At 71.7% G+C, this 23,576-nt stretch carries 15 protein-coding genes; 6 read left to right on the top strand and 9 right to left on the bottom strand.

Going from position 1 to position 23,576, the window contains the following annotated elements; translation table 11 throughout:
- Positions 1-280 precede the first annotated feature (280 nt).
- The 3 genes from O7606_RS15895 to O7606_RS15905 are packed head-to-tail and all read left to right on the top strand — an operon-like array spanning position 281 to position 2,732.
- The gene (locus O7606_RS15895) at positions 281-1,420 is read left to right on the top strand and encodes a DNA cytosine methyltransferase (protein WP_281594807.1); all 1,140 of its coding nucleotides are present in this window, start codon (positions 281-283) and stop codon (positions 1,418-1,420) included.
- Between the two features lie 27 nt (positions 1,421-1,447).
- The gene (locus O7606_RS15900) at positions 1,448-1,909 is read left to right on the top strand and encodes a very short patch repair endonuclease (RefSeq protein WP_281594808.1); all 462 of its coding nucleotides are present in this window, start codon (positions 1,448-1,450) and stop codon (positions 1,907-1,909) included.
- A 46-nt stretch (positions 1,910-1,955) separates the two neighbouring features.
- On the top strand, positions 1,956-2,732 hold the full coding sequence (locus tag O7606_RS15905) for a GIY-YIG nuclease family protein (RefSeq protein WP_281594809.1): 777 nt from the start codon (positions 1,956-1,958) through the stop codon (positions 2,730-2,732).
- Between the two features lie 572 nt (positions 2,733-3,304).
- Here O7606_RS15905 and O7606_RS15910 read toward each other — a convergent pair.
- The 5 genes from O7606_RS15910 to ftrA form a co-directional block, all read right to left on the bottom strand.
- The gene (locus O7606_RS15910) at positions 3,305-4,183 is read right to left on the bottom strand and encodes a DUF3883 domain-containing protein (protein ID WP_281594810.1); all 879 of its coding nucleotides are present in this window, start codon (positions 4,181-4,183) and stop codon (positions 3,305-3,307) included.
- 19 nt (positions 4,184-4,202) lie between these two features.
- Complete coding sequence (locus O7606_RS15915) at positions 4,203-6,092, bottom strand: DEAD/DEAH box helicase (protein WP_281594811.1); 1,890 nt, start codon at positions 6,090-6,092, stop codon at positions 4,203-4,205.
- On the bottom strand, positions 6,089-7,408 hold the full coding sequence (locus O7606_RS15920; protein WP_281594812.1) for a ParB/RepB/Spo0J family partition protein: 1,320 nt from the start codon (positions 7,406-7,408) through the stop codon (positions 6,089-6,091). The genes O7606_RS15915 and O7606_RS15920 overlap by 4 nt, the downstream gene beginning before the upstream one ends.
- Before the next feature lie 5 nt (positions 7,409-7,413).
- Complete coding sequence (locus tag O7606_RS15925) at positions 7,414-8,211, bottom strand: hypothetical protein (protein ID WP_281594813.1); 798 nt, start codon at positions 8,209-8,211, stop codon at positions 7,414-7,416.
- Positions 8,212-8,464: 253 nt separating this feature from the next.
- A complete protein-coding gene (gene ftrA, locus O7606_RS15930) occupies positions 8,465-9,439 on the bottom strand; it encodes a transcriptional regulator FtrA (RefSeq protein ID WP_281594814.1) in 975 nt (324 codons plus the stop codon).
- A 72-nt stretch (positions 9,440-9,511) separates the two neighbouring features.
- Here ftrA and O7606_RS15935 point away from each other — a divergent pair, with 72 nt between their 5' ends.
- Positions 9,512-10,015: a rhodanese-like domain-containing protein gene (locus tag O7606_RS15935; protein ID WP_281594815.1), complete on the top strand. Its 504-nt coding sequence runs from the start codon at positions 9,512-9,514 to the stop codon at positions 10,013-10,015.
- Positions 10,016-10,330: 315 nt separating this feature from the next.
- Here O7606_RS15935 and O7606_RS15940 read toward each other — a convergent pair whose 3' ends face one another.
- Complete coding sequence (locus tag O7606_RS15940) at positions 10,331-11,098, bottom strand: SDR family oxidoreductase (protein WP_281594816.1); 768 nt, start codon at positions 11,096-11,098, stop codon at positions 10,331-10,333.
- A gap of 51 nt (positions 11,099-11,149) precedes the next feature.
- On the opposite strand from O7606_RS15940, the gene O7606_RS15945 reads away from it, so the two are divergent.
- Positions 11,150-11,752 carry a TetR/AcrR family transcriptional regulator gene (locus O7606_RS15945; RefSeq protein ID WP_281594817.1) on the top strand — a complete coding sequence of 201 codons (603 nt, stop codon included), beginning with the start codon at positions 11,150-11,152 and terminating at the stop codon, positions 11,750-11,752.
- Between the two features lie 182 nt (positions 11,753-11,934).
- Here the strand turns inward: O7606_RS15945 and O7606_RS15950 are convergent, their stop codons facing one another.
- Both O7606_RS15950 and O7606_RS15955 read right to left on the bottom strand, forming a co-directional pair.
- Positions 11,935-14,778, bottom strand: a complete 2,844-nt coding sequence (locus O7606_RS15950) for a phosphatidylinositol-specific phospholipase C domain-containing protein (RefSeq protein ID WP_281594818.1) — start codon at positions 14,776-14,778, stop codon at positions 11,935-11,937.
- A 109-nt stretch (positions 14,779-14,887) separates the two neighbouring features.
- Complete coding sequence (locus tag O7606_RS15955; protein WP_281594819.1) at positions 14,888-17,842, bottom strand: LuxR family transcriptional regulator; 2,955 nt, start codon at positions 17,840-17,842, stop codon at positions 14,888-14,890.
- 115 nt (positions 17,843-17,957) lie between these two features.
- On the opposite strand from O7606_RS15955, the gene O7606_RS15960 reads away from it, so the two are divergent.
- Positions 17,958-20,756: a CHAT domain-containing protein gene (locus O7606_RS15960; protein WP_281594820.1), complete on the top strand. Its 2,799-nt coding sequence runs from the start codon at positions 17,958-17,960 to the stop codon at positions 20,754-20,756.
- A gap of 90 nt (positions 20,757-20,846) precedes the next feature.
- Here the strand turns inward: O7606_RS15960 and O7606_RS15965 are convergent, their stop codons facing one another.
- Positions 20,847-23,573, bottom strand: a complete 2,727-nt coding sequence (locus O7606_RS15965; protein WP_281594821.1) for a CHAT domain-containing protein — start codon at positions 23,571-23,573, stop codon at positions 20,847-20,849.
- Positions 23,574-23,576: the final 3 nt, after the last annotated feature.

The following is a 23,576-nucleotide window of genomic DNA, read 5'->3' on the forward strand; positions in this document are numbered from 1 at the left end:
CTCAGGTAACGGGCTCGGCAGCGCTCACCGGTCCCCGAAGCCGGTGACCACCAATTCGGACGGTACACCTTTCGACTCCAACACGTGACAAAGCGCGATCGGTGACGGAAACCAGCCATGCCAACGCAGCGACCGACGGACAAGGCGTCCGTCAACGACGGGCAATCGAGCGACTACTTTCAGTCGAACAAATGATCGAAAGATCACAGGGCGGGTGTCATGTCTAGGGAGGCCCAGAGGCCCCCTATAGGGTGAGGCGATGATGGGCGAGGGGGGAAGCATGGACAACGCGCCCATCAGGGCAGCGGAGTTCTTCGCTGGCATCGGGTTGGTCCGGACGGCCCTTGAGCGCGTGAAGGGCGCTCAGGTGCAGGTGGTGTGGGCAAACGACATCAAGCAGGCCAAGCACGACGCCTACGCGGCCAACTTCCCGGACGCCGAGGACCACTTCAAGGTTCGGGACATCCGCCTCGTCGAGGCTGCGGACCTGCCCGACGGCATCGAGCTGGCGACGAGCAGCTTCCCCTGTATCGACCTCTCACTCGCCGGCAACAGGCGCGGCCTGGTCGGCGATCAGTCGGGGATGTTCTGGGAGTTCGCCAGGGTCCTGGAGGGCATGTCACCCCGGCCTGCGGTCGTCCTGCTTGAGAACGTTCATGGTTTCGCCACCAGCCACGGCGGCCAGGACCTCGCTGCCGCGCTGACCCGCCTGTCGGAGCTCGGTTACTCCCTGGACGTGCTCGCGATCGACGCTCGGCACTTCGTGCCGCAGTCTCGACCCAGGATGTTCATCGTCGGCATCGAGAAGGACAAGCTGCCCCCGCAGGCCCACAACGGGGTTCCGCCGCTCTCCGACGCTCGCCCAGCGTGGGTGCAAGCTGTCCACGCGAAGCATCGCCAGACGCTGGGCATGCACTTCATCGATCTACCGCAGCTACCCGAAGGCCCTCAGGACCTGGAGGGCTTCGTAGAGACCGACGCGAGCCCTGAGCTGTGGTGGGGCGACGACCGTGTAGAAGCCTTCGTCAGGTCGCTGAGCGACATCCAGAAGGCACGGTTCGAGCGCCTTCTGTCGGACGATGTCGTCAGCTACCGGACCGCCTACCGCCGTACCCGTCAGGGCGTCTCTGTCTGGGAGCTACGCAAAGACGCTATCGCCGGTTGCCTCCGGACCACAGGAGGAGGGTCGAGCAAGCAGGCTCTCGTCCGGGTGGGCAAGGGCAGCAGGGCCGTCCGGTGGATGACCCCACGCGAGTACGCCAACCTCATGGGGGCCCACGACTACAAGCTCCTCGCCGGCACGCCGAACCAACAGCTCTTCGGCTTCGGTGACGCGGTGGTGGTCGACGTCATCGAGTGGATCGGCAACAACTACCTCCTGCCGGTCCTACGCCCGGACAGCGCGCTCCGCAAAGAGTAAGAGCAACGAGTTTCGCGCAGCATCGACATGAGCCTGCCACCGACACCGCCGCCATCATCAGCCTCCCGCGCGATGAAGGCGAACAAGAGCGCGGACACGAAGCCTGAGAAGGCCCTCCGGCGGCAACTTTTCCGTCGTGGGCTGCGCTACCGGGTCGGCTACCGGATCTCAACCCCGCAACGCGCCGTCCGGCCCGACATCGTCTTCACCCGCCGCCGGGTCGCGGTCTTCGTGGACGGTTGTTTCTGGCACGGTTGCCCTATTCACTGCCGAATGCCCTCCGACCCCAGCGGCTACTGGCATGAGAAGATCGATCGTAATCGGACGCGGGATGTGACAGTCAACGACGCGCTGCATGCTGCGGGCTGGACTGTCTTCCGCGTCTGGGAGCATGAGCCGGTAGAAGAAGCAGCAGAAGCCATCCACGCCGCGCTGACTCAAGGAGCGGAGCAACCCCCGCCCGCGACGGTACCCGACGCCAGCCCGTAGACTTCCGCCCCGATCGTAATTTGGTGAGAAAGTCGAGGGGTGCCAAATGGGTAGTCGCGGCGTCGCGTCGTACAACGAGTCCGATCACCAGCCGCCGCCACGCGCTACGCTGCCGACAAAGTTCGTCCAAGGCTTTCGACTGCTGTTGAAGGACGCCACGGAGTCCTTGGATCCCGCGAGCGGCAAGCGGCTACGCAGTTGCATCGGGGTATACAGCTTTTACGACTACGATGGCGAACCCATCTACGTCGGCCAGACGTCGGAAAACTTCGGCACCCGCGTCGGAAGGCACCTGACCGGCCAACGGAGTGACACGCTGGCGTACCGGATTCTCGACCCCTTCGAGGTCGCAGAAATCGAGTTCTGGCCGACCGAGCACCTGCGGAGCGACCCCCACAAAAGAGCCAAGCTCGACGCGATTGAATATTCAGCCTACCGCCAGGCGATTAGCGAGTCGAAGTACCGGGCGATCCTGAATGAGAAGATTCCGCCGTTCTCCGAGCTGGTGGAGCTGCCACCCTCGTACCGCTTCAACCTGATCCCCGACGACCTGCGAGAAGAGCGGGAGCACCCAGACGTCCGCATCGCCCGTCGTGCCGAGACGTTGGCCAGGGTGTCGGCAGTCGCGCACGAGCGAGGCGTGGTCTCACCCGGGCTACGGCGCGTCATCGTGATCCAAGCCGTCCGCCTCGCCGACCTGGCCGCGGCGCGCCTGGCGTACGCGGAAGGCCGCGCTCGGCCGCCTGCTAATGCAATTGACGTGCACGCGCTGGTCGGCAACGTCCTACAGGAGTCGACCGCCGACGACGGCTCCGACGATTAGCGAGCCAGGACAGGGTCAACGGAAATGACATATCGTGAATTTGGCTATCCTTCCCATCTTGGGCAACCTGGCATGGATGCCGACCACCACCATCGAGACAGTCGAGATCTTCGATCGCCACAGCGGCGCACCCTCATTAGGCGCATTTCGGGCAGACGGGCATTCTCATCTTTTCTGGAGCGGCCTCGGCTACTCCGCCGACATCTCTTTATGGCTGTACGTATCACTCTCAGCTGATGATGAGGAGGCCCTAAGAGGCAATGACGGGCCCGACTTCCTGGACGGGATAGTGCACCACTTGCCCCAGCGACGCGGAGTGACTGTCGGCGTCGCCGACTGCTACAGACTAGTGCTGCAGCACGAGTGGAGCATCCCGGCTGAGGCAAGACACGACCAAGCATGTCGTTCCTTGATCATGGACACCATGACGGCCATTCAGCTTTCACTCGATGACTGCCCCCAACCAGAAAGGAAGGGCTCAAAAAGGCGCGAGAAGCGGTAGGCAGACTCGCCGTCTACTAAACCTGCGGTATCAGCGCCGCATCCTCAGTACCACCCACCCCCAAGTCGCGCTACGAGAACGCAAGACCCGGCAGCTCGAAGTCTTCGGCGACGGATTCCGCCGAACGGTGCCACGCCTCCCGACTCGGCGTAACCACCGCCGAGTCGGTCCAGACGAATTCCGGCGTGTCGGGCGGAACTGCCGACGCTACGTCTGCGGCACAGATCTCAAATATGCCGACGACGTGCCCTGAATCAATCTTCGGGGCCACGAAGGCGTTGCTCGCAAAAACTACCTGCACCAGTACCCACTCGGCGCCGTACAGTCGGCTCTTTTCGTATTCGTTACGAGTCAGGTGAAAGCTGCCGCGGCTCCTGGTACCGCATCCCTTGACCTCGATACGCTGCTTTCGAGGGCTGGATACCTCGATGTCGTACCCGAAAGCATCCGAGATCAGCGCGACGTGACTGGGGTCCTGTCCGCTTCTCCGAAGCGCTGCCATCACCACGGCTTCCGCAGCATCCCCGATGCGCTTGCGCAGCTCGGCGTCGTGGGACTCGCTCACTTCGCGACGCACATCGGTGAGCAAGGTATCGAGCTCCGGATCGAGCCATTGCAGAGCGTGCAGGTCGGCTGTGGGGATGTACTCGCGCGCCACGCCGTTCGGAGATACCGCTATGCGTAACCACGCAGGCGGATCGGTGATGATCAGCACCCGGGCGATGTTGCACAACGTCGCCCTGTCGGCGATACCAGCGATACCGGCCAACGCCGGCGCGAGGACGATGGATTCCGCCTGGGCTGCCAGTCCTTCATCGAGCAGACGCTGAGCAGGCGCGAGCAGGTCGGTAGCAGCCGCCAGGTACGAGCCTTGCGCGCGTGCTGCGCGCACCCACTCGTCGACGTCACGGCGTGCTGACAGCCGGGCTGAGTGGCACAGGAGGAACACGGCGTACGTCGTTCCATGGCTAGGCACCATTGAGTCGTGCCTTGACATGCGATCGGACGGCCTGCACGTCATCCGCCACCGCTGGCTGATCAAGCGTGCCTTCGTCCGGCTCGGGGAGAGCGACCCTCACCAGTCCGCGATCGTTCATCAGCGCGGAAAGCGCGACGATCTTCTCCCGCAGCCGAGAGTTGACGGTCTCGTCGATACTCTCCTGGCTCAGCAGCAGCGTGAAGCGCGTCAGCACGTTCTGGTCAAGTCCGAGTCGGTGGATGCGATCCTGGCTCTGCAGGTAGTGGCCGGCGTTGAAGGTGCGGTCGAGGTAGATAGCGTGGTGGCACCAGTGGTGCAGACTTATTCCTTCGCCGCAGGCTGCTGGATTGGCCAGCAGGACGTGACAGTCGGGATCGTGCCGGAACCTGTCAAGCTCTGCCTCCCGGGTCAGCGCTCCGACCGGCGCGTTGTCCTGGGTCGGCACACCGCCGTGGACGATCGCCGGACAATAGCGACTGAGGTGGGTGGCGAGCGAGCGGATGTTGCGGACGAACGTGGACCAAACGACGACCTTCTCTCCGCGTTCCCGGGCTTGCTCGGCCAGCGCTTCAACATGCTGGTACTTCCAGGGCACCTCGTAGTCGCGGTAGCGCGCCAGCAACTCGGCCAGCGGCTCGCCACCCTTGAGAGCGAGCGGTGGGTGCATGAAGCCGCGTTCGTCGGCTTCATCGGAGCCGGCGACAAGAAGCATGGGATTGGTCGCTGCTTCGAGTAGGTACATGACGACTCGGCCGAGCCGGTCGAACTGCCTGCGGGCTGGGCGATCCAGCTCGAACTCGCCACGGTAGCGGCCTAAGAGGGCGTCATAGATGGCCTGCTGAATCGGGCTCATCGGGCGCGTGACGACGTCGAACGTGGTCCCCGGTAGACCGAGGCGTGACTTGGGTGTCCGTACGAAGTAGCGTTGGATGGCCGCGCTGGTCTCGCGCAACACGTCGTCGTCGCGTCCAGCCCGCTCGTTATAGGCGCTTGCGGGCAGGATTTTGTGGTCTTGGCCAGGATAGAGGAAGCGCATGAGCGCGATCAGGTCGAACGCTCCCTGCGGTGCCGGAGTCCCGGTCAGGATATCGCGACGGCGCGCGGCGTATGCCAGGTCAAGCACCGCACGGCCATGCACGCCGAGCTCCCCACGCTTGACTCGATGGGCCTCGTCGAGAACGACGTGTGTCGGCCGCCGTCCGACATACTCACGGATGCGGTCATAGTCAGAGGCGACCCGGTTGTAGTTGGTAATCAGCACTTCCACGCTGCTGGCGATCGGCGACGCTCCCCGATGGATGGTGATGCCCGGGGGGCGTTCAAAACAGGCCGCCGTGTCCTCACGCCACGCCTCGAACGCAGCAAGAGGCGCGATCACCAATAACTGTTCGACCTCGCCCTGAGCTCGCGCCAACGTGTGATTGGCCAGGGCGACTGTGGTCTTACCCGCCCCTGGCACCGAGAAGTCGGCGCCATGGGGCAACTGCCGAATCAGCGCCAGGTTCTCCAACTGGAAGCTGCGTAGCTCGCGTCGGAAACCCGCAGCCGCCAGATCCTGTGTCAACGCCTCGGCGGTCGGCGGCGGGGAGCCGGAGGCGGCGCGCTCGCGGCGCTTCTGGTCCTCGATGAGTGACCGGATCTGCTCCTGCAGCGTCGCGCCGAGCTTGACCTGCTCCTTGAAGATCGTGCGAACTTCGCGTAAGGCTGCCAACTCGGCGAGGAAGACATCCACCCGGACGTCGATTCGGTCGGCGGCGCCACCGACGATGCCACGCGCCATCACGGTCTGGAGGCGCGCCCAGGCTCCTGCTGCGGCTGGCTCCTGCCGGGAGGCGACAACGAGCGGGCGGCCCCGCTTGTACAGTTCGGCGACGATCACGCCGATGCGCCCTCGACTGCTTCGAGCAGCCGCTTGATCTCGATGACCCTGTCGGCGAAGCCGGACGCGTCCCAGTCAGCTCGGGTCCGCGCGCTCGGCAGATTCTTGAGGACGCGCCTCAGCTCGCCGATCGCCTTGTCGGCGTGCACGAGCGGCGCCTTCGCCGTCGACTGATCGCGTGCCTCCTCCTCAGCGTCGTCGGCCGCAGCGGTGATCGCGCTGCGGAGGGAGCTGAGCACCTGACGCGCGGGTACCATGGCACCGTCACCGAGTGGCAGGCTCTGGTCCGGGGTTCGGGAAGCCACGAGCCCGAGAAGGTCGTTCAACGGCTGTGCTGGCGGGACCTCGCCAAGCAGGTCGTCCAGCAGGTCGCCGTCCTCACCGCCCAGGGCTACGGAGCTCGCCGCCTCGATCACGGGCTTGAGTGCGGGGTCCCGTTCGATCTCCCGCCGGACCAGAGCCGCCGCGTCGGGGCGGCGCAGGTGTCGCAGCTTGCGGTACTCGACATTGGCGAGGGTGCCGAGGAAGTACGTCGACCGGACGCTGTCCGCCTCGGCCGGCGCCTTGTTCTTGATGTGCTTGGCCAGCTCGTCGAAGGCAGACTCGTTGGCGACGAAGTCGACATGCAATCGCGCCCCGTGGGCTAGGTCCACCAGTTGGTGCACCTGCTGAAGCTTGGCGTGGAGGGCCTGTACGTCGACGGGGGTGCGGTGCATGCGGCGAGCAACCCGCGTCCAGTCCTTGCCTTCCCGGTCGTACAGCTCCTCGATCAGGAAAGCCTCGTTGATCCAGGAGTACTCCTGCTTGAAGTCACGGGCTACCTGGAGCTCCGCCTCCAGGTCAACGAGCTCCTCCTGCTGCGCGTCCTGCGGCAGAACCAGACACTGGACATAGCGTGCCCCAGCCCAGTCGTCGTCTTGGTAGAGCGATCGGAGCGCGGCCGTGCGACGGTTGCCGTTGATCAGAACGCCTTCCGCTGTGATAATGGCCGGCTCCTGCTGACCCCGCTCACGAAGATCGTCCTTTAGCTCCTTGAACCCTTCCTGGCTTCTGAGGATGCGATACTGCGCTTCCTGGGCAGCAGGGCCCAAAGGATCGGCTTTAAAGAGGTCCGGCTGGTTGGTCAGGTGCATCTCACGATGCTGCTCGGCACGTGTCCGGTGGTTGAGCGTGGAGAAGCGCACCCAGGAGACCTCGACCTCGACTTGAGGGAGTTCCTTCTGTGCGCGGGGCCAGGCTGGAACGAGCACGTGGCGGATCGGCTCCCGCGCCTGCAGTAGCGCCACACGGTCCTGGTCCAGCATCGGATTGGGCAACCAGATCAACTCCTGTAGGTGGCAGAGCGGCCGAGACCGAATCTAGCTGAGATGGTCGTCCGGACGGTGCCGCCCTTACGCTGAAACCCGACGTGCCCGACGTACGTCGGCAACGTCTGCTCGCTGATACCGAAGAGGCTCAGCAGAATCCCGGGGAAGAGCCTCTGCGTCCTGCCGTCCCAGTTCCACTCGGCCGCCCCGCTTGCCTGGCTGGTGGTGGGTTGCCGGTCCGGCATCACGTAGATGCACGGAGGTGGCACCAGATGGGCTCCGATCTGGATGGCGTGCGCCTCCTTCGGGCAGCGACGCCGGGACGTGCCGCAGAGATCGTTGTGGAAGATGACGCCGTCGAGCGTTCCAGGCGCCGCCGCATCGAAGAACCGCCCGCGCAGTCGATTGGATCCCTTGGCGATGTGCTCACCAGGTTCCGCGTTCAGGCTCGGGCAGAGCCACCAGAGGTAGGTCTCCTGGGCCCAATCCGGGACCGACCAGCGCACGCTGCTGTGCGCCCCGTCCGGACACCCCTTCTGGATGATCGCGACATTGCCGATGCCCGCGACCGAGAGCCGGTACACGGTGTCATCGCCGTACTGCGGTTTGGTGACGGATTGCGCCAGGCCCGCCTCTTGCAGTGCCTCCAACACGCTCAGCAGGAACTGGCGGCGGTCGGAATTGCTCGCGCTCATGCTGCCCCGAGCTGCTTCGACTGCCGCAGGCAAGGCGTCGCGGTACTCCTCCACGGTCAGCCCATGACGAGCCAGGAGATCACTCTCCGTGGCCAGTTGCTGAATCAGCGCGCTCACCCTCTGCACGATCTGTTGCGGTGGCGCTCCCGCGTGGCGGCATGGCGCCGCGTCTTCCGGCCTCACCGTTGCAAGCCTCCCCTGCTGCCGTTCGATCAATCAGTAGTGAGCGCGCTGGGCGAAGCGCGACAAGCATGGTTCTGCCCGGATGCGCGCGCCCGATCGGATCCGTTCCATGGCGTCACGGTCTGCGCCTGTCCTCGCCCCACATTGTTCCACCACAGTGGACTCTGCTGACCATCGAGTCGCGATCCTACTCAGGGGGTGTGGGCACGGTGTTGTGGAAGGTACGGCGGTAGGCGGAGGGGGAGGTGTGGACCGCGCGGGTGAAGTGGTGGCGGTAGGTGACCGGGCTGGCGAAACCGACCGCGCGGGCGATCTGCTCGACGGGGGTGTCGGTGGTCTCCAGCAGGGCGAGGCTGGCCTGGACACGCCGGTCGATCAGCCAGCGGATCGGGGTGTCGCCGGTGGCCCGGTGGAAGTGTCGCAGGTAACTGCGGGCCGACATCCGCGCCTGCCGGGCCAGCACGTCCACCGTGATCGGCTCGGCGAGGTGGGCCAGCGCCCAGGCCATGCTGCGGGCGATCCGGTCGTCGTCGGGGTCGTCGGTCACCGGGGCCTCGACGAACTGCGCCTGGCCGCCGTCCCGGTGCGGTGGGATCACCAGGCGGCGGGCGACCGCGTTGGCGATGGCCGCGCCGAAGTCCCGCCGGACGACGTGCAGGCACAGGTCCAGGCCGGCGGCGCTGCCCGCGCTGGTGAGCACGTTGCCGTCGTCGATGTAGAGCACGTCGGGGTCGACGGTGACGGTCGGGTGGCGGCGGCGCAACTGGTCGGCGTACCGCCAGTGGGTGGTGGCCCGACGGCCGTCGAGCAGGCCGGCGGCGGCCAGGGCGAACGCGCCCGAGCAGATCGACATGATCCGCGCGCCGCGCGCGTGCGCCCGGCGCAGGGCGGCGACCAGGCCGGGGGACGGGTCGGCGGTGACGTCCGGCACGCCGGGCACGACCACCGTGCCGGCCGCCGCGAAGACCTCCAGGCCGTACGGGGTGTGCAGGGTGGCGCCGCCGAGGACACGTACCGGGCCGGGGGTCTCGGCGCAGATGGTCAGCTCGTACCAGGGTGGGTCGAACTCGGGGCGGGGCAGGCCGAACACCTCGGTGACGATGCCGGTCTCGAACGCGGACATGCCGTCGAACGCGAGGACGGACACGGTGTGTGTCGACATGGCGGGATGTTAGCCAAGGGTGGCGTGGCCGCCACTGGCCCGACCGGGCGCGCCGGCCGCAGGATCGTCGGCATGTCGCACGTACTCATGGTGCCGCCGGCCCCGCCGGAGCAGGCCGCCGCCCATTTCGCCGCCCGGTTGTCCGTCGAGACGGACGTCAGTGACGTGTACGCGGACCTGACGGCCGGCGTGCCCGGCCTGGTGGTGGTGGACACCCGCGGTGACGAGGCGTGGGCGTGGGGCCGGCTGCCCGGCGCGGTGCACCTGCCCACCGCCCGGATCCCGACACGCCTCCAGCCAGGCGCCGGGCATGGCGAGCTGGGCCCGCAGCGCCGCGTGCGCGAGCTGGTGCCGGCCGGCGCGACGGTGGTGACGTACTGCTGGGGGCCCGGCTGCAACGGGGCGACCCGGGCGGCGTTGGCGTTCGCCCGGCTCGGCTACCCGGTGAAGGAGATGATCGGCGGCTTCGAGTACTGGGTGCGCGAGGGCCTGCCGGTGCGCACCGATTCCGGCACGCGCCGCCGCCCGGTCGACGCCCTCACCGCGCCCCCGACCACCCCCACCTGCGCCTGCTGACCGCCCCACCAAACCACCCCGCCCACCCCACCCCACCCCGACCCGCCCGACCCGACCCGCCCGACCTGGCCCGCCCCCCAGAACCAGGATGTAGCGGCTTCCGCCCTGCTGGACACCGCCAGATCCTGGATGTGGCGCCGGGAGCGGAAGCCGCCGGGAGCCGGCGCGGGCGGGAGCCGGCGCGGGCGGGAGCCGGCGCGGGCGGGAGCCGGCGCGGGCGGGAGCCGGCGCGGGCGGGAGCCGGCGCGGGCGGGAGCCGGCGCGGGCGGGAGCCGGCGCGGGCGGGAGTTGCTGGTCGCAGGGCACTGGGTGGGATCAGGCGCGTGGGCCGAGGAACAGGCCGCCGCTGGCGTCGACGACCTGGCCGGTGACCCAGCGCGCGGCGTCGCTGGCGAGGAACGCGACCACGTCGGCGACGTCACCGAGCCCACCCAGCCGGTCCAGCGCCGTCATTCCGGTGATCAGCGCGGCCAGGCCCGGGGTCTCGAAGACCGGCCCGTTGGTCGCGGTCCGGGTGGCGCCGGGCGCGACCGCGTTGACCGTGATGCCCCGGGCGCCGAGCTGGTTGGCCAGGGTGAGGGTCATCGTCTCGACCGCGCCCTTGGTCATGGCGAACGAGGTCTGGGTGGCGTTGGCCATCCGGGTCGCCACGGACGAGATCGTGATGATCCGACCGCCGTCGCGGAACAGGGGCAGGGCCCGCTCGATGATGAAGTACGGCGCTCGTACGTTGACCGCGAAGAGGTGGTCGAAGGCGGCCCGGGTGGTGACGCCGAGCGGGCCGGCGGGTGGGGCTGCCGCGTTGTTGACGAGGATGTCGAGTGGCCGCCCGGCCAGGCTGGCCTCGACTCCGGCGAACAGTGTCTCGACGTCGCCGTCCACGCCGAGTCGGGCGCCGACGGCGTACGCCGTGCCACCGTCCCGTTCGATCTGGTCGACCGTCGCCGTCACGCCGTCCCGGTCGGTGTCGAAGTGCGCGACGACGACCGCTCCGCGCGCGGCCAGCCGGATCGCGACGGCCTGCCCGATGCCGCGTGACGCGCCGGTCACCAGGGCGGTCCTGCCGCTGAGGTCGCTCGTCATGTTAGTCACTCCCTGAATGTTAGTCACTATCACTACGTTAGTGTCTAACACATGAGCGAGCGGCAATCGACACTGCGGGAGCGACGACGGGCCGAGACGCAGCGCGCGATCCAGCGGCACGCGGTGCGGTTGTTCGTCGAGCGCGGGTACGACCGGACGACCGTGAACGACGTCGCCGAGGCCGCGGGCGTGTCGCCGATGACGGTGTACCGGCACTTCCCGACCAAGGAGGACCTCGTCCTTGTGGACCAGAACGGCCCGCTGCTCGCCGAGCGGATCGCCGCGACGCCGGCCGGGCAGCCCCTCGCGCGCCGCGTCGGCAGCGCGCTCGTCGAATCGGCGCGGACGTTGACCGCCGGCGACGACGGGTTCCTGCTGGCCCGCCTCCGGTTGATGATCTCGACGCCCGCCCTGCGCGCCCGGCACCTGGACAACCAGTACGTGCTGCAACAGGCCATCGTGGACGGGCTCGGAGCGGAGGCCGCCGGCCCGGATCAGGCGTTCCGCGCCGCGGCGGCGGCCAGCGCCTGCCTGGCCGCCATGCACACCGCGCTGGTGCGGTGGGCGGCCGACGACGGCCGCAGCGAGCTGCCCGACCTGATCGCGGAGGCGCTGGCAGCCGTCCTCGACGACGTCGCGCCAGGGCGGGGCTGAGCCCTTCCCCGCCCTCCGGGTCGGGCGGCCCCTGCGGCGATCCGGTCCTCCGATATCCAGGAAGATGCGGGTTCAGCACGGCTGAACGCCGCCACATCCTTGATGTGGCGGCGCCCAGCCCGACCGGCCCAGCCCGACCGGCCCAGCCCGACCGGCCCAGCGGGCCGGAGCCCCGGGGCGGTCTACATGCCGGTGGCGGCGTTGAGGAGGGTGGTGCCGGGGTCGTCACTCTCCAGGGAGAAGATCATCACTCCGGCCAGGCCGTGGGTCTTGATGTAGCGGCGCTTCGCCAGCAGCGACTGCGGGGTCTCGATGGACCAGAAGTTGGTGCCGTCGTGCACCCAGGCGCCCTTCGTCTCCCGGTCGAAGTGGACGTTGCCGAGCTTGCCGGCCGCCGCCAGCTCCTTGTACATGGCGACCCCCGGGGCCAGCGAGTACGGGAACGCCGCCGTCGGGCCGGTCACCGACTGGTACAGGCCGTTGCTGTTGCCGGCCGGCACGCCCGTCCAGCCGCGCCCGTAGAACGGCACGCCCATGGTGAGCTTGTTCGCCGGGAAGCCGTTGGCCAGGTACTTCTGGATGGCGTCGTCGACGGTCAGGCCGCCGCCGTACGCGGGGCTGCTCGGCGAGTCGTACAGCGGGCCCTGGAAGTTGGTCGGGCCGGCGGTCTCCCAGGTGCCGTGCATGTCGTACGACATGACGTTGGCGAAGTCCAGGTACTGCGCGACCTGCGGCGCCTGGAGCTTGTCGATCGCGCCCGGCCCGGCCGGGACGGCGGCGGTGAGCATCTTGCGGGTCCCGCCGAGGGCGTCGAGCTGGCTGCGGAACTCAGCCAGCAGCGCCGTGTAGTTGGCGGTGTCCTGCGGGCCGTAGTGGTTGCCGGGCCGGGCCTGCTCGGCGGGGAACTCCCAGTCGATGTCGATGCCGTCGAAGACGCCGGCCGCCGCGCCCGTCCCGCCGGCCGGATCGTCGCCGAGCTGCGGCAGGTTGCCCCGGATGAACATGTCGATACAGGAGCTGACGAACTTCTGCCGGGAGGCGGGCGTCGCGGCGGCGTCGGAGAACCACTTCGAGTACGTCCAGCCGCCGATCGACACCAGCACCTTCAGGTGCGGGTGCTTCGCCTTCAGCTTCTTGAGCTGGTTGAAGTTGCCCTTCAACGGCTGCGCCCAGGTGTCGGCCACCCCGTCGACGCTCTTGTCGGCGGTGAACCCCATCTGGTAGTCGGCCCAGGCGTCCCCGGCCCCGTCGTTGCCGTCCGGGTCGTTGTCGTCGGTGGTGCCCGACTTGTTCGCCGCCATGCAGGTCAGGTTGACCGGGTCGATGTTCTGGAAGGCGTACATCAGGGTGGTCAGCTTGGCGGCGCTGCCGTTGGTGTCCAGGTGCTTCGGGTAGAACGCGTTGCCGTACACCGACCAGCTCGTGTAGTAGGCGATCCGCTGGCCGGGCGCGCCCGGGTCGGGCAGCGCGTCCTCGTGTTTGTCGACGCCCAGGGCGAGGTACGCGCGGTCCCCGGCGGTCGCCTTGTACGACACGCCGTAGGTGGAGGTGGTCCAGTTCTGGAAGCCGCCGTCGCCCTGCCGCAGCACCACCGACCAGGACTGGTTCGGGAACTGGGCGCGCAGCGCCGCGGCGACCGCGCCGGCCCGGTCCCCGTTGCCGCCGGAGAGCCCGCCGACCAGCGGGTCCACCACCGCCTGGACGGCGGCCTCGCTGGTTCCGCTGGTGCTCAGCTCGCTGGTCCAGGCCAGGATGCGGTAGTCGCCGACCTCACCGGCGTCGACCACGATGCCGTCCGAGGCGATGTCGAAGCCGTACGCCGACTTGACCACGGCGGTGTGCCAGAGCACCCCCGGCGCGACGTGGGTCAGGAACGTGCGTACCTGGTCGTTGCGTTCCTCGGCGTTGCCGCCGGAGGCCCGGACGATGTTCTTCAGGGTGTGCGACGCGCTCGCCGCCACGCCGCCGCCCCAGGTGGCGAGGCGGTAGTTGTGCGAGATGATCACGTCGATCAGCGCCGCGCCGGGGAAGTCCATCATGACCACCCCGGTACGTTGCGCGTTCCCGTCGAACAGGTGGCGCATGGCGAACCAGTTGACCCCGCGTACGGAGTCCAGGCCGGTGCCGCCGGCCACCGTGTACGGGTACGCGCCGGTGCTCGCCCCGCTGGTGTAGTTGATGTACATGGCGTCGGCCGGGCCGGCGTTCGTGGTGTCCAGGTGGGCGCGGACCTTGTTCCACTTGTCGTCGATGTCGAAGATCGTGGGAACGTGGTACTCGTCCTGGATGTACTGCTCCGCTCCGCTGTCGACGAGCTGCGACAGCCCGTACCCGCCGTAGATGCCGCCGAACGCGCCGACGAACCGGGTGAGCACCACCTTGCCCCGTACCGCGCCGAGGGTCGGCATCGCCGCCGGGCCGGCGCCGGTGACCGTCGGGGCGTAGAACACGTTCCGGTTCGGGTCGTTGGCCAGGTACGAGTCGAGGACCTGCCGCCGGCCGTCGGCGCCGTTGTCCGGGTCGTCGGTGCAGGAGCCCAGCTCGCCGGTGCACTCGGCCTTCAGGTTCATCAGCACGGTCTCGGTGGGGTGACTGGCCAGGAACGACGCCAGCACCGACAGCACGTCGGAGAAGTTGGCGTGCTGGTAGTACGCCCCGTGGTGGACGGTGAAGTGCTCACCGACGACCCGTACCCGGATGTCGATCGCGCGGACGCCCGCGTCGAGCTGGGCGGCCATGGTGGCCCCGCTGTTGCCGTAGTCCTCCTGGGTCTGCACCATGTCGCCGCCGTGGATCGACAGGGTGTCGTGGGTGCCCGGGACGGACAGTCTGCCCAGGCTCGTGTTGTCGGGGACCCAGCTCATCCAGTCCGGATTGTTGGTCTGCCCCAGGGTCCGGTAGTTCTCACTGGCGCTCGTGGCCTGCGCCGGACCGGGCGGCACGACGAGCGTGCCGGCCACCGCGGCGACCAGCACCGCGAACGCCGACACGACCCGCTTGGGCCACGCTCTTCCCACACCAGACATCGGTGTCGTCCTCCTCCTGGAACGGTATGCGACAGGACGAGCCTCGCCCGTGACGTACGGCGGAGACATCGGCTGCGGTACGTAGGTATTGAGATTGATCTCCCTACGGCTACCGGCTGCCGACCGCCCGCATGATCTCCAGCCGGGAGTGCAGGCCCAGCTTGCCGAGGATGTTGGACACGTGCGTCTGCACGGTGCGCCGGGACAGGAACAGCTCACCGGCGATGTCCGGGTTGGACATTCCCCGCGCCACCAGCTCCACGATCCGCGTCTCCGCCGGGGTCAACGCCTCCCAGCCGCTGCTGCTGCGCCGGTGCGCGCTGCGCGGTCCCCGCCGCACCCCGTACGGGCGCAGCCGCGCCTCCGCCCGCCGCGCGTCCCACTCCGCTCCCAGGTCGGCGTAGCCGCGCACGGCGTCGGTCAGCGCGGCCCGGGCCGGCACGGTCCGCCCCTGCCCGGCGAAGCGCGCCGCCGCCTCCGTCAGGGCCAGCGCCGCCTGCGCCGGCCAGCCGTCCCGCCGGTAGTCGGCCGCCGCGACCAGCAGCGCGTCCGGGTCGTCGTCGAGCTGCGCCCGGCAGCACACGACCGCCGGGTCGGCCGCCACGCCGCCCCGGGCGGCGGCCCCGGCCACGCCGTCCGCGCCGCCACCGGCGGCCACGCCGTCCGCGCCGCCACCGGCGGCCACGCCGTCCGCGCCGCCACCGGCGGCCACACCGTCCGCGCCGCCACCGGCGGCCCCGCCGCCACGGGCGGCGGCGTCCGCGCGGCAGGCGTCGGCGGCGGCCTCGGCGGTGGCCCGGTCACCGACGGACAGCGCCAACCGGACCAGGTCCGGCATCATCTCCCACCGGGTCCGCTGCCCCTGCACCGGCGAGCGCCCCAGCCAGCCGGACATCAGCTCCACGGCACGCGGGACGTCCCCGGCGGCCTCCGCGCGCAACGCCCACGCGGCGGTGACCCGCCAGTTCGCCGGGCCACCCTGACCGGGCGGACCGGCCGCCCGCAGGTACGTCTCGGCCGCGCCCCGGTCGCCCCGGCGCAACGCGATCAACGCGCCGAGCGCGGCGGCGTTCAGGTTGGACACGTTGCCGAGGAACTCCGGGTCGACCCCGCCCAGGTGCACCAACGCCTCGTCCCACGCGCCACGCATGTAGCAGACCTCCGCGGCGGTCGCCTGCAACCCGGCCCCCCGGAAACTGCCCGCCCGCTCCGCCAGCACCAACGCCGGCGGCAGGCAGGCCACCGCCTCGTCCCAGCGGCCGAGCACCGCCAGGTAGGTGAGCCGGTTGTTGGCCAGCAGCAGCCGCAGGTCCGTCGCCTCCGGGTCGTCACCGAGCCCGGCCAGCGCCACGTCGATGTGCGCCACCGCCGTGGCCGGGTCACCGACCAGCGTCGCCGCGTGCCGCGCGTACCCCACGGCGAGCGGGTCGCCGGACCGCTCGGCCACCGTCAGCGCCTCCGCGACCAGCGTCTCCGCCTCGGCGGCGCGACCGGCGGTGGCCAGCGTCACCGCCCGCCAGGCGGTCAGCGTGGCCCGGCTCGCCGTCGGGGCCGACCCGTCGACCGGCTCCCGGGCCACCTCCACCGCCTCCGGCAGCCGCCCCGCCCGGCCGGCCGCGCGCAACGTCAGGATCGTCATCCGGGTCGCCCGGTCGGCGTCCCCGCCGTGCCGGGCGACGCTCCACGCCAGCCGGGCGGCCTCCTCGTCACGTCCCAGCCAGAACTGCGCCCGCGCGGCGCGGGCCGCCAACGCCGCCCACGACGGGTCACCGGGCCGCACCGACTCCAACACCCGGGCCAGCAGCTCCGCCGCCGCCTGCGGCACCGCGTACAGCATCCCCTCCGGCGCCTCGGCCAGCCAGCGTGCCGCCCAGCCGTCCACCCCGTGCGGGACGGCGAGCAGGTGCCGGGCCACCACGTCCACGCCCCGACCGGCGGCGGCCAGCTCACGGGCCAGGTGCCGGTGCAGCGCGTACCGGGTCGCGGGCGCCGCCTGACCCACCAGGACCTGCCGGATCAGCTCGTGCCGGAACGCCAGGCGGGCCCCGGCGGCGCGCACCACGCCCGCCGTGATGGCCTCCTCCGCCACGGCGGACAGCTCCGCCACCGAACGACCCGACCCGATGGCCAGCTCGTCCAGGTCGAAGTCGTTGCCGAGCAGCGCCGCGATCCGCAGCGTGTCGACGGTGTCGGCGCTGGGGAACCGCAACCGTCGGCCGATCGCCACCGCCAGGGACTCCGGCACCGCCCCGGGTCGGCCGTGGAACTCGGCGACCCCGTCGGTGACCCGGAGCAGCCCGTCCCGGGCCAACGCGTCGACCAGCTCCCGCGCGTAGAGCGGATTGCCGCCGGCCCGGGCCAGCTCGGCGCGGAGCAGCGGCCCCGGGGCCGGGCCCGACGACCCGGCCGGCCGCCCCCGCCCGGCGGCCAGGGCCCGGCGGGCCAGCTCGGCCACGTCGTCGTCGGCGAGCCGGTCCAGGACGACCACCTCCCCGCCGCGCCGGTGGACCAGCTCACGCAGTCGCGCCACCGTCGCCCGGTACGGCACCGGCCGGGCCGCGCCCACCAGCAGCAGCGGGATCTGGTCCACCGCCCGCGCCAGCCGGCCCCACAGCAGCAGGCTCGGCTCGTCCGCCCAGTGCAGGTCCTCCGCGACCAGGGCCAGCGGGCCGCCCCCGCACCGCCGGTCCACCAGCTCCAGCATCCGCTCGCCGGCCGCCAGCACCGGATCGGCCGCCCCGGACCCGCCCGTCTCGCCGCGCAGCAGCCGGGCGATCTCGACGACCGCCGGGTCCGCCGCCCGCCCGGACACGTCGAGACAGTCGGCCATCAGCCGCAACGGGAACGGCTGCACCAGCTCGTCCCCCGCGCCCCGGGCCACCCCGCCACCGGACGCCACCACCCGGGCGGTCACCGCGTCCAGCAGCGCCGACTTGCCGATGCCGGGCCCGCCCTCGACCCAGGCCAGCCCGCCCCGCCCGGCGGCGAGCCCGTCGACGAGCGTGTGCAGCCGGCGCAGTTCGTCGGCACGCCCGACGATCCCCCCATCGAACCCCCCCGACATGCGCGCAAGGCTACCGTCCGGCGACCGTGCGTGCGCGGCTGGCGTCGGCCCGTCCCGGCGGGCGGAACCGCCGTCCGTCAGGTCCGGGTGTGCGCGCAGACAGGTGGCTGAGCCGGTGACCGCGTCCTCCTCGGCCGTCGACCGGCTGAGCGAGGTGATCGGGTCGCTGCCGCCGCCGCAACGACCCCCGCTGGTGTACGCGCGCTGCTGGCTGCGGGTGGTCGGGTACGAGACCGGGGGCCGTGACGTCGACCAGCTCACCGCCGCGCTCGCCGACTTCGCCGCCCTGCCGGAGGACCTGCCCGGCCGGCCCCGCCTGGCGGCCGTCCTGGTCACCCTGCAACTCCAGGCCGGCCGGCTGCGGACCGCCGACGCCATCGTGCGGGCTGACGCCTGGGCCGCCGTCGCCGACCAGGACCCGTACCCGCTGCCCCAGTGGCCGTACGTGCGGGCCGCCGTGACCTCGCTGGACCTGCTGCGCGCCGGCCAGCACGGCGCGCCGGGCTTCTCCCCGCACGCCGCGCTGGCCGAGCTGGACCGGCTCACCGCGATCGTCGGCGGCCGGCAGCCGTACGCGACGATGCTGGACTCGGCCCGGGTCGGTCTGACCCACCTGCGGGCCCAGCAGGACCACGACCTGTCCGGCTTCGACGAGGCGCTCGCCGCGGTGATCCGGCTCCTCGGTCAGCCGCGCCTGCGGCGGTCCGCCGGCGCGCGGCTGATGCCCGCGTTGCTGGCCGCCCAGCGGGCCGCGGCGACCGGCGACCCCGACGAGACCGACGCCGCCCTGCGCCGGCTGCTCGCCGAGATCGACGCGGTGCCGCCGGCCGAGCTGGACCGGGCCGGCGGCGCCGGGCTCCGCGCGATGGTGGCGGCGGCCCTGGTGCCGATGCCGGACGCGGACCCGTCCGCGTCTGACGCGACGACCTCCCGGCTGCGGATCGACGCCCTGCGCGACGAGCTCCGCAAACCCGGCCTGCCGGACCCGCACCGGGCGACGCTGCTGTCCTCGCTGGGCACGGCCGAGCTGATGGTCGGCGCCGACGACGCCGGCCTGCTCGGCGAGGCGGTGCGGCACCTGCGGGAGGCCGCCCGGCTGACCCCGCCGCACGACGCCCGGCACACCCACCGGCTGATGGGCGCCGGCACCGCGTACCTGCGCCGGTGGGAGGTCACCGGCGCGGTCGAGGACCGCGCCGAGGCGATCCGGCTGCTGGAGGGCGCCCGCCGGAGCACCGGCGGCACGGCGAACTGGGTGTGGACGATGGCCGCCAACCCGCTCGCCCACGCCTACCGCAGCGCCGGACAGCGCGACCGGGGCCGCGAGGTGGCGCTGGGCGGGCTGCGCGGCCACGCCTGGAACGCGCTCGTGCAGGCCGGCACCACCCGGACGTACCAGGTCGCCCGGCAGGCCGCGGACGACGCCCTGGACGTGGCCCGCTGGTGCCTGGCCGACAACGAGCCGGCCGCCGCCGCGACCGCCCTGGAAGCGGGACGCGGCCTGATGATCCACGCGGCGACGGTCACCCGTGACCTCGCCACCCAGCTCACCGAGCGCGGCGAGGAGGAGCTGGCCGGGCGGTGGCGCGCGGCGGTGGCCCGGCACGGGCCCGACGAGGTGCCGACCGAGCTGCGGCTACGGGCGCTCAGCGCGGTCACCGGCATCCCGGTCGACGAGGTCGGCACGGTCACCGGCAGCCCGGACAGCGGCACCGGTCGGCTCCTCGACCCGCCGACGCCGCACGAGATCCGGGCGGCGCTGCTCGCCCTCGGCGTGGACGCCCTCGTCTACCTGGCCCCCGGCGACCAGGGGATCGGGGCGGCGGTGCTGATCCCGGCCACCGACGTGCCGGACTGGATCCCGCTGCCCGGCCTGACCGCCGCCGCCTGCGCGGAAGCCGAGCGCCGGGTCACCACGCTGACCGGGGACGCGGCCCGGGACCTCCCCTCGGCCGGCGGTGGGGCCCGGTGGGACGGCGTCTGCGACTGGGCGTGGCAGGTCGCCGTCGGCCCGCTGCTCGACCGGCTCGGCGCGACCGGGCAGCGGCCGGCCCGGCTGGTGCTGGTCCCGGTGCGGGAGCTGGCCCGGGTGCCGTGGCACGCGGCCCGCCGGCAGGTCGCCGGCCGCGTCGAGTACGCGCTGAGCCGGGCCGTCTTCTCGTACGCCGCCTCGGCCCGACTGTTCTGCGCGGCGGCCTGGGGCGGACCCGCGCCGCTCGGTGACGGCGGCCTCGTCGTCGGCGACCCGGACACCGCCGGGACGGCCGGCGACCTGCCGGCGGCCCGTGCCGAGGCGCTGGCCGTACGGGACGTCTTCCACCCGACGGCCCGGTACGTGGGCCGGGCCGCCGACGGGACGACCGCCGCCGACGGGCCGGGCAGCCGGGCGCAGGTCGTCGACTGGCTGGCCGACCCGACCGGCGGGGGCCTGCTGCACCTGGCCTGCCACGGTGTCGTCCGGGCCGCCGACGTCACCACCGGCGAGTCGTCGTACCTGCTGCTCGCCGGTGGGGAACGGCTCGCGGCGGAGGAGCTGGCCCGGCTGCTGACCGCCCGCGCGGCCCGCCCGGTGGCCCTGGCGGTGCTGGCCGCCTGCCGCAGCGGCGTCTCCGGGTACGGCTACGACGAGGCGTTCAGCCTCGCCACCCTCTTCCTCGCGCACCACACCCGGTCGGTGCTGAGCACCCAGTGGAGCGTGCCGGACGCGGCGACGTCGGTGCTGATGTTCCTGTTCCACCACCACCTCACCGAGGAGGGCCTGCGGCCGGCGGACGCGCTGCGGGCCGCCCAGCTCTGGTTGGCGGGGCCGCGCCGCGAGCCGCCGGCCTCGATGCCGGAGGCGCTGCGCCGGCACCTGCCCGCCGGCCCGGTGGACCCGGTGGCCTGGGCCGGCTTCGTCCACCAGGGCCGCTGACCGGCACGGTCCACCCACCGACGCGGTCCACCCGCCGGCGTGGCTGCCGACCGGCTCGCCCGCCGGCGTGGCTCACCCCGCCGGCCCGCCTCACTCGCCGATGTGGACGAACGGCACCCAGTGGTCACCGGTCGGGGCGGCGTCGCGCAGCGCGTGGACGGTGACGTGCAGGGCGTCGGCGACCGCCCGCCCCGGCGCGGCCCGCAACGGCGTCAGCCCCTCGAACACGCCCGCCGCGACCGCCGCGGCCGGCAGGTCACCGACCGACCAGAGGGTGCCCACCACGTGCCGGAACCCCCCGTACCGCAGCGCGTTGGCCAGGCTGACCACCTCGTCGATGTTGGCCAGACCGATGGTGGCCGTACGGCACGCCGCCAGCACCGCCAGCTCACCGGTCCCCCGCCGGCCCACCATGTCGGCGACGGTCAGCGTGCCGTCGTGCAACAGCAACCCGCCGGTGGCCGGGTGTTCCAGGTCCTGCCGGCCGTGGCAGCCGAAGTGCACGTAGTCGTGGTCGGCGAGCGCCCGGCGCACCGCGTCGACGGTGGCCCGCGGCCCCTCCAGCGGGGTCACCCGACCGGGCAGCAGCGCGGTCAGCACGTCCCTCTCGGCGACCGCCAGCGGCTGGTCGTGCCCGGGGGTCTCCGGCATCGCCACCAGCAACAACCGGTCCCGCCCACCCGACCCGCCGGTCGGTCGCGGTCCGCCGGCGACCAGCGCGCCCAGGGTCGGCGTGTACGACGACACCACCCGGTCGAGGACGCTGCGCCCCTCGGCCCGGCCGGTCGGGTCGTGGTGACCGGCCGCGTGCAGCGGCACCATGGTGAGCACGCTCGTCGGGCACCACCAGATCCGGGGCGCCCCGGTCGGGTCCGCCGGCCGTTCGCGCGGCCCGAGGCCGAGCGCGTCCAGGACCGGCTCGGCGATGCTGTCCCACAGCAACCGCAGCAGCGGGTCCAGCCCGGCGGCGTCCGGGCGGGTCCGGCCGGAGGCGCCGGGAAGGTCCCGGGTCTCCGTGCCGAGCACCGGCGTCAGGTCGGCGAAGACAGTGTCCAGCGTCTCCTCGAAGCCCAGCTTCGGCAGCGGCACCACCCGCACCCCGTCGGCGGAGACGACCAGGGCGTCGCGCCGCCAGCGGCTGAAGTTGACCACGACCACGTGACCGTCGGCGGGCAGCGCCGCCCGTACCCGGTCGAGTGTCGGCGGCGCGAGGAACGACTCGAAACCGTCGAGCGCGTGCACCCTGGCCAGGAGCTCCGTCAGCCGTCGGGACCGGCGGACCCGCTCGGCGGCGGGATCGTCCGCCGGCTGCGGCCGGCCCGGTCCGTCGCCGTCGAGCTCGGTCAGCAGCGTGGTCAACTCGCCGGCCAGCTCGGCGTCCTGCCCGGCGAGCCGGTCCAGCTCCGCCCGGTCGGTCACCTGCCGGGACCACAGCACCGCCCGGCCGTGCTCCAGCAGCCGCACCGCCTGCTCCGGCCGACCCACGTGCACCGCGCAGGCGGCGGCGTCACAGGCCAGCCCGACCCAGGCCCGGCGGGCCAGGGCGGTCTCCTGGTCGCCGCGCGCCAGGCCGGGCCAGGCCACGGCGGACAGTTCCGCGACGGCACGCTCGTACCCCTGGAGGGCGGACTCCCACTGTTTCCGCTCGGCGGCCAGCATGCCCCACTTCTGGGCGGCGTCGAGCCGCATCTGGGCGGGCACGCCGGGCATCCCGGTCACCTCCCGCCAGGCCGCCACCGCCTCGTCCGCGTCGGCCGCCACGGCGGTCCGCTCGTAGCGGACGGAGAGCGTGGTGCCGAGGTTGGTGAGGAAGGCGCCGCGGACCGGAGAGTGGGCGGAAATCGAGCCGAGCACCTCCCGGCACAGGTCGATCGCCTCGTCGAGGGTCTCCAGCCGGCCGTCGTCGAGGGCCGCCGTCATCAGCGCGGCGTTGACGTGCGACACGAGGATGGGGTACTGCGGGTGGGTGGGCGTGACGACGGCCAGCGAGCGCCGGGCCGCCGTGACGGCGGCGGCGTGGTCGTCCGGGCTGCCGTCGCGGCGGCCCCGCAGGGTGAGCACGATCGCCAGGTTCGACAGGATCGCCGCGGCCTCCAGGTAGCCGTCGCCGATCAGGTCCGCGGCCTGCTGGCAGAGGGCCACGGCCCGGTCCAGGTCCGCCGGGTCCTCGAACCTCTCGTACCGCATCCGCAGGCTGTTGCCGAGCTGGGACAGCAGCACCGGCCGGTCCCCGTGGCCGGCGGGCGCCGCCGCCAGGGAGCGTTCCTGGTGGGTGATCGCCTCGGTGAGGTCGGCCGGGTCGCCGGCCAGGAGGTAGCGGGCGGCGAGCGCCATTCCCAGGAGCGGCCCGTCCATCACCCGCAGCTCGGGCAGGTACGGCAGGTCCGGCCACGGCCCGGTGACGTACCCGCGCCCGGCCGCGACGGCGGCGTCCAGATCGGCCAGCTCCCCGGAACGCTCGTGGCGGGCCAGCAGCACCATGGCCCGGTGCATCAGGGCCAGCGGCCGGAGCTGACCGTCGGCGTCCGAGATCCGCAGCAGCTCGGCGGTGACCTCGTCCCAGCGGGTCAGGTCGGCCGGGTCGCCCAGCCGTTTGTAGCACATCATCAGCGCCGTGCACGCCTGGAGCCGCCACCAGGTCCCCTCGCGGGAATCGGGGGCGGTCGCGTCGACGTGGGCGAGGATGTAGGTGGTCACCCGGTCGAGGCGGCGGAGGTCGCCGCCCCGCAGCGCCGCCCGGGTCAGCTCCCGGGTGACCCCCTGCTCGATGGCCCCGACCTTGACGGCGGCCCAGAACCGCCGGAGTCCGCCGAACACGCC

Source organism: Micromonospora sp. WMMD882 (genome assembly GCF_027497255.1).
Taxonomy (GTDB): Bacteria; Actinomycetota; Actinomycetes; order Mycobacteriales; family Micromonosporaceae; genus Micromonospora.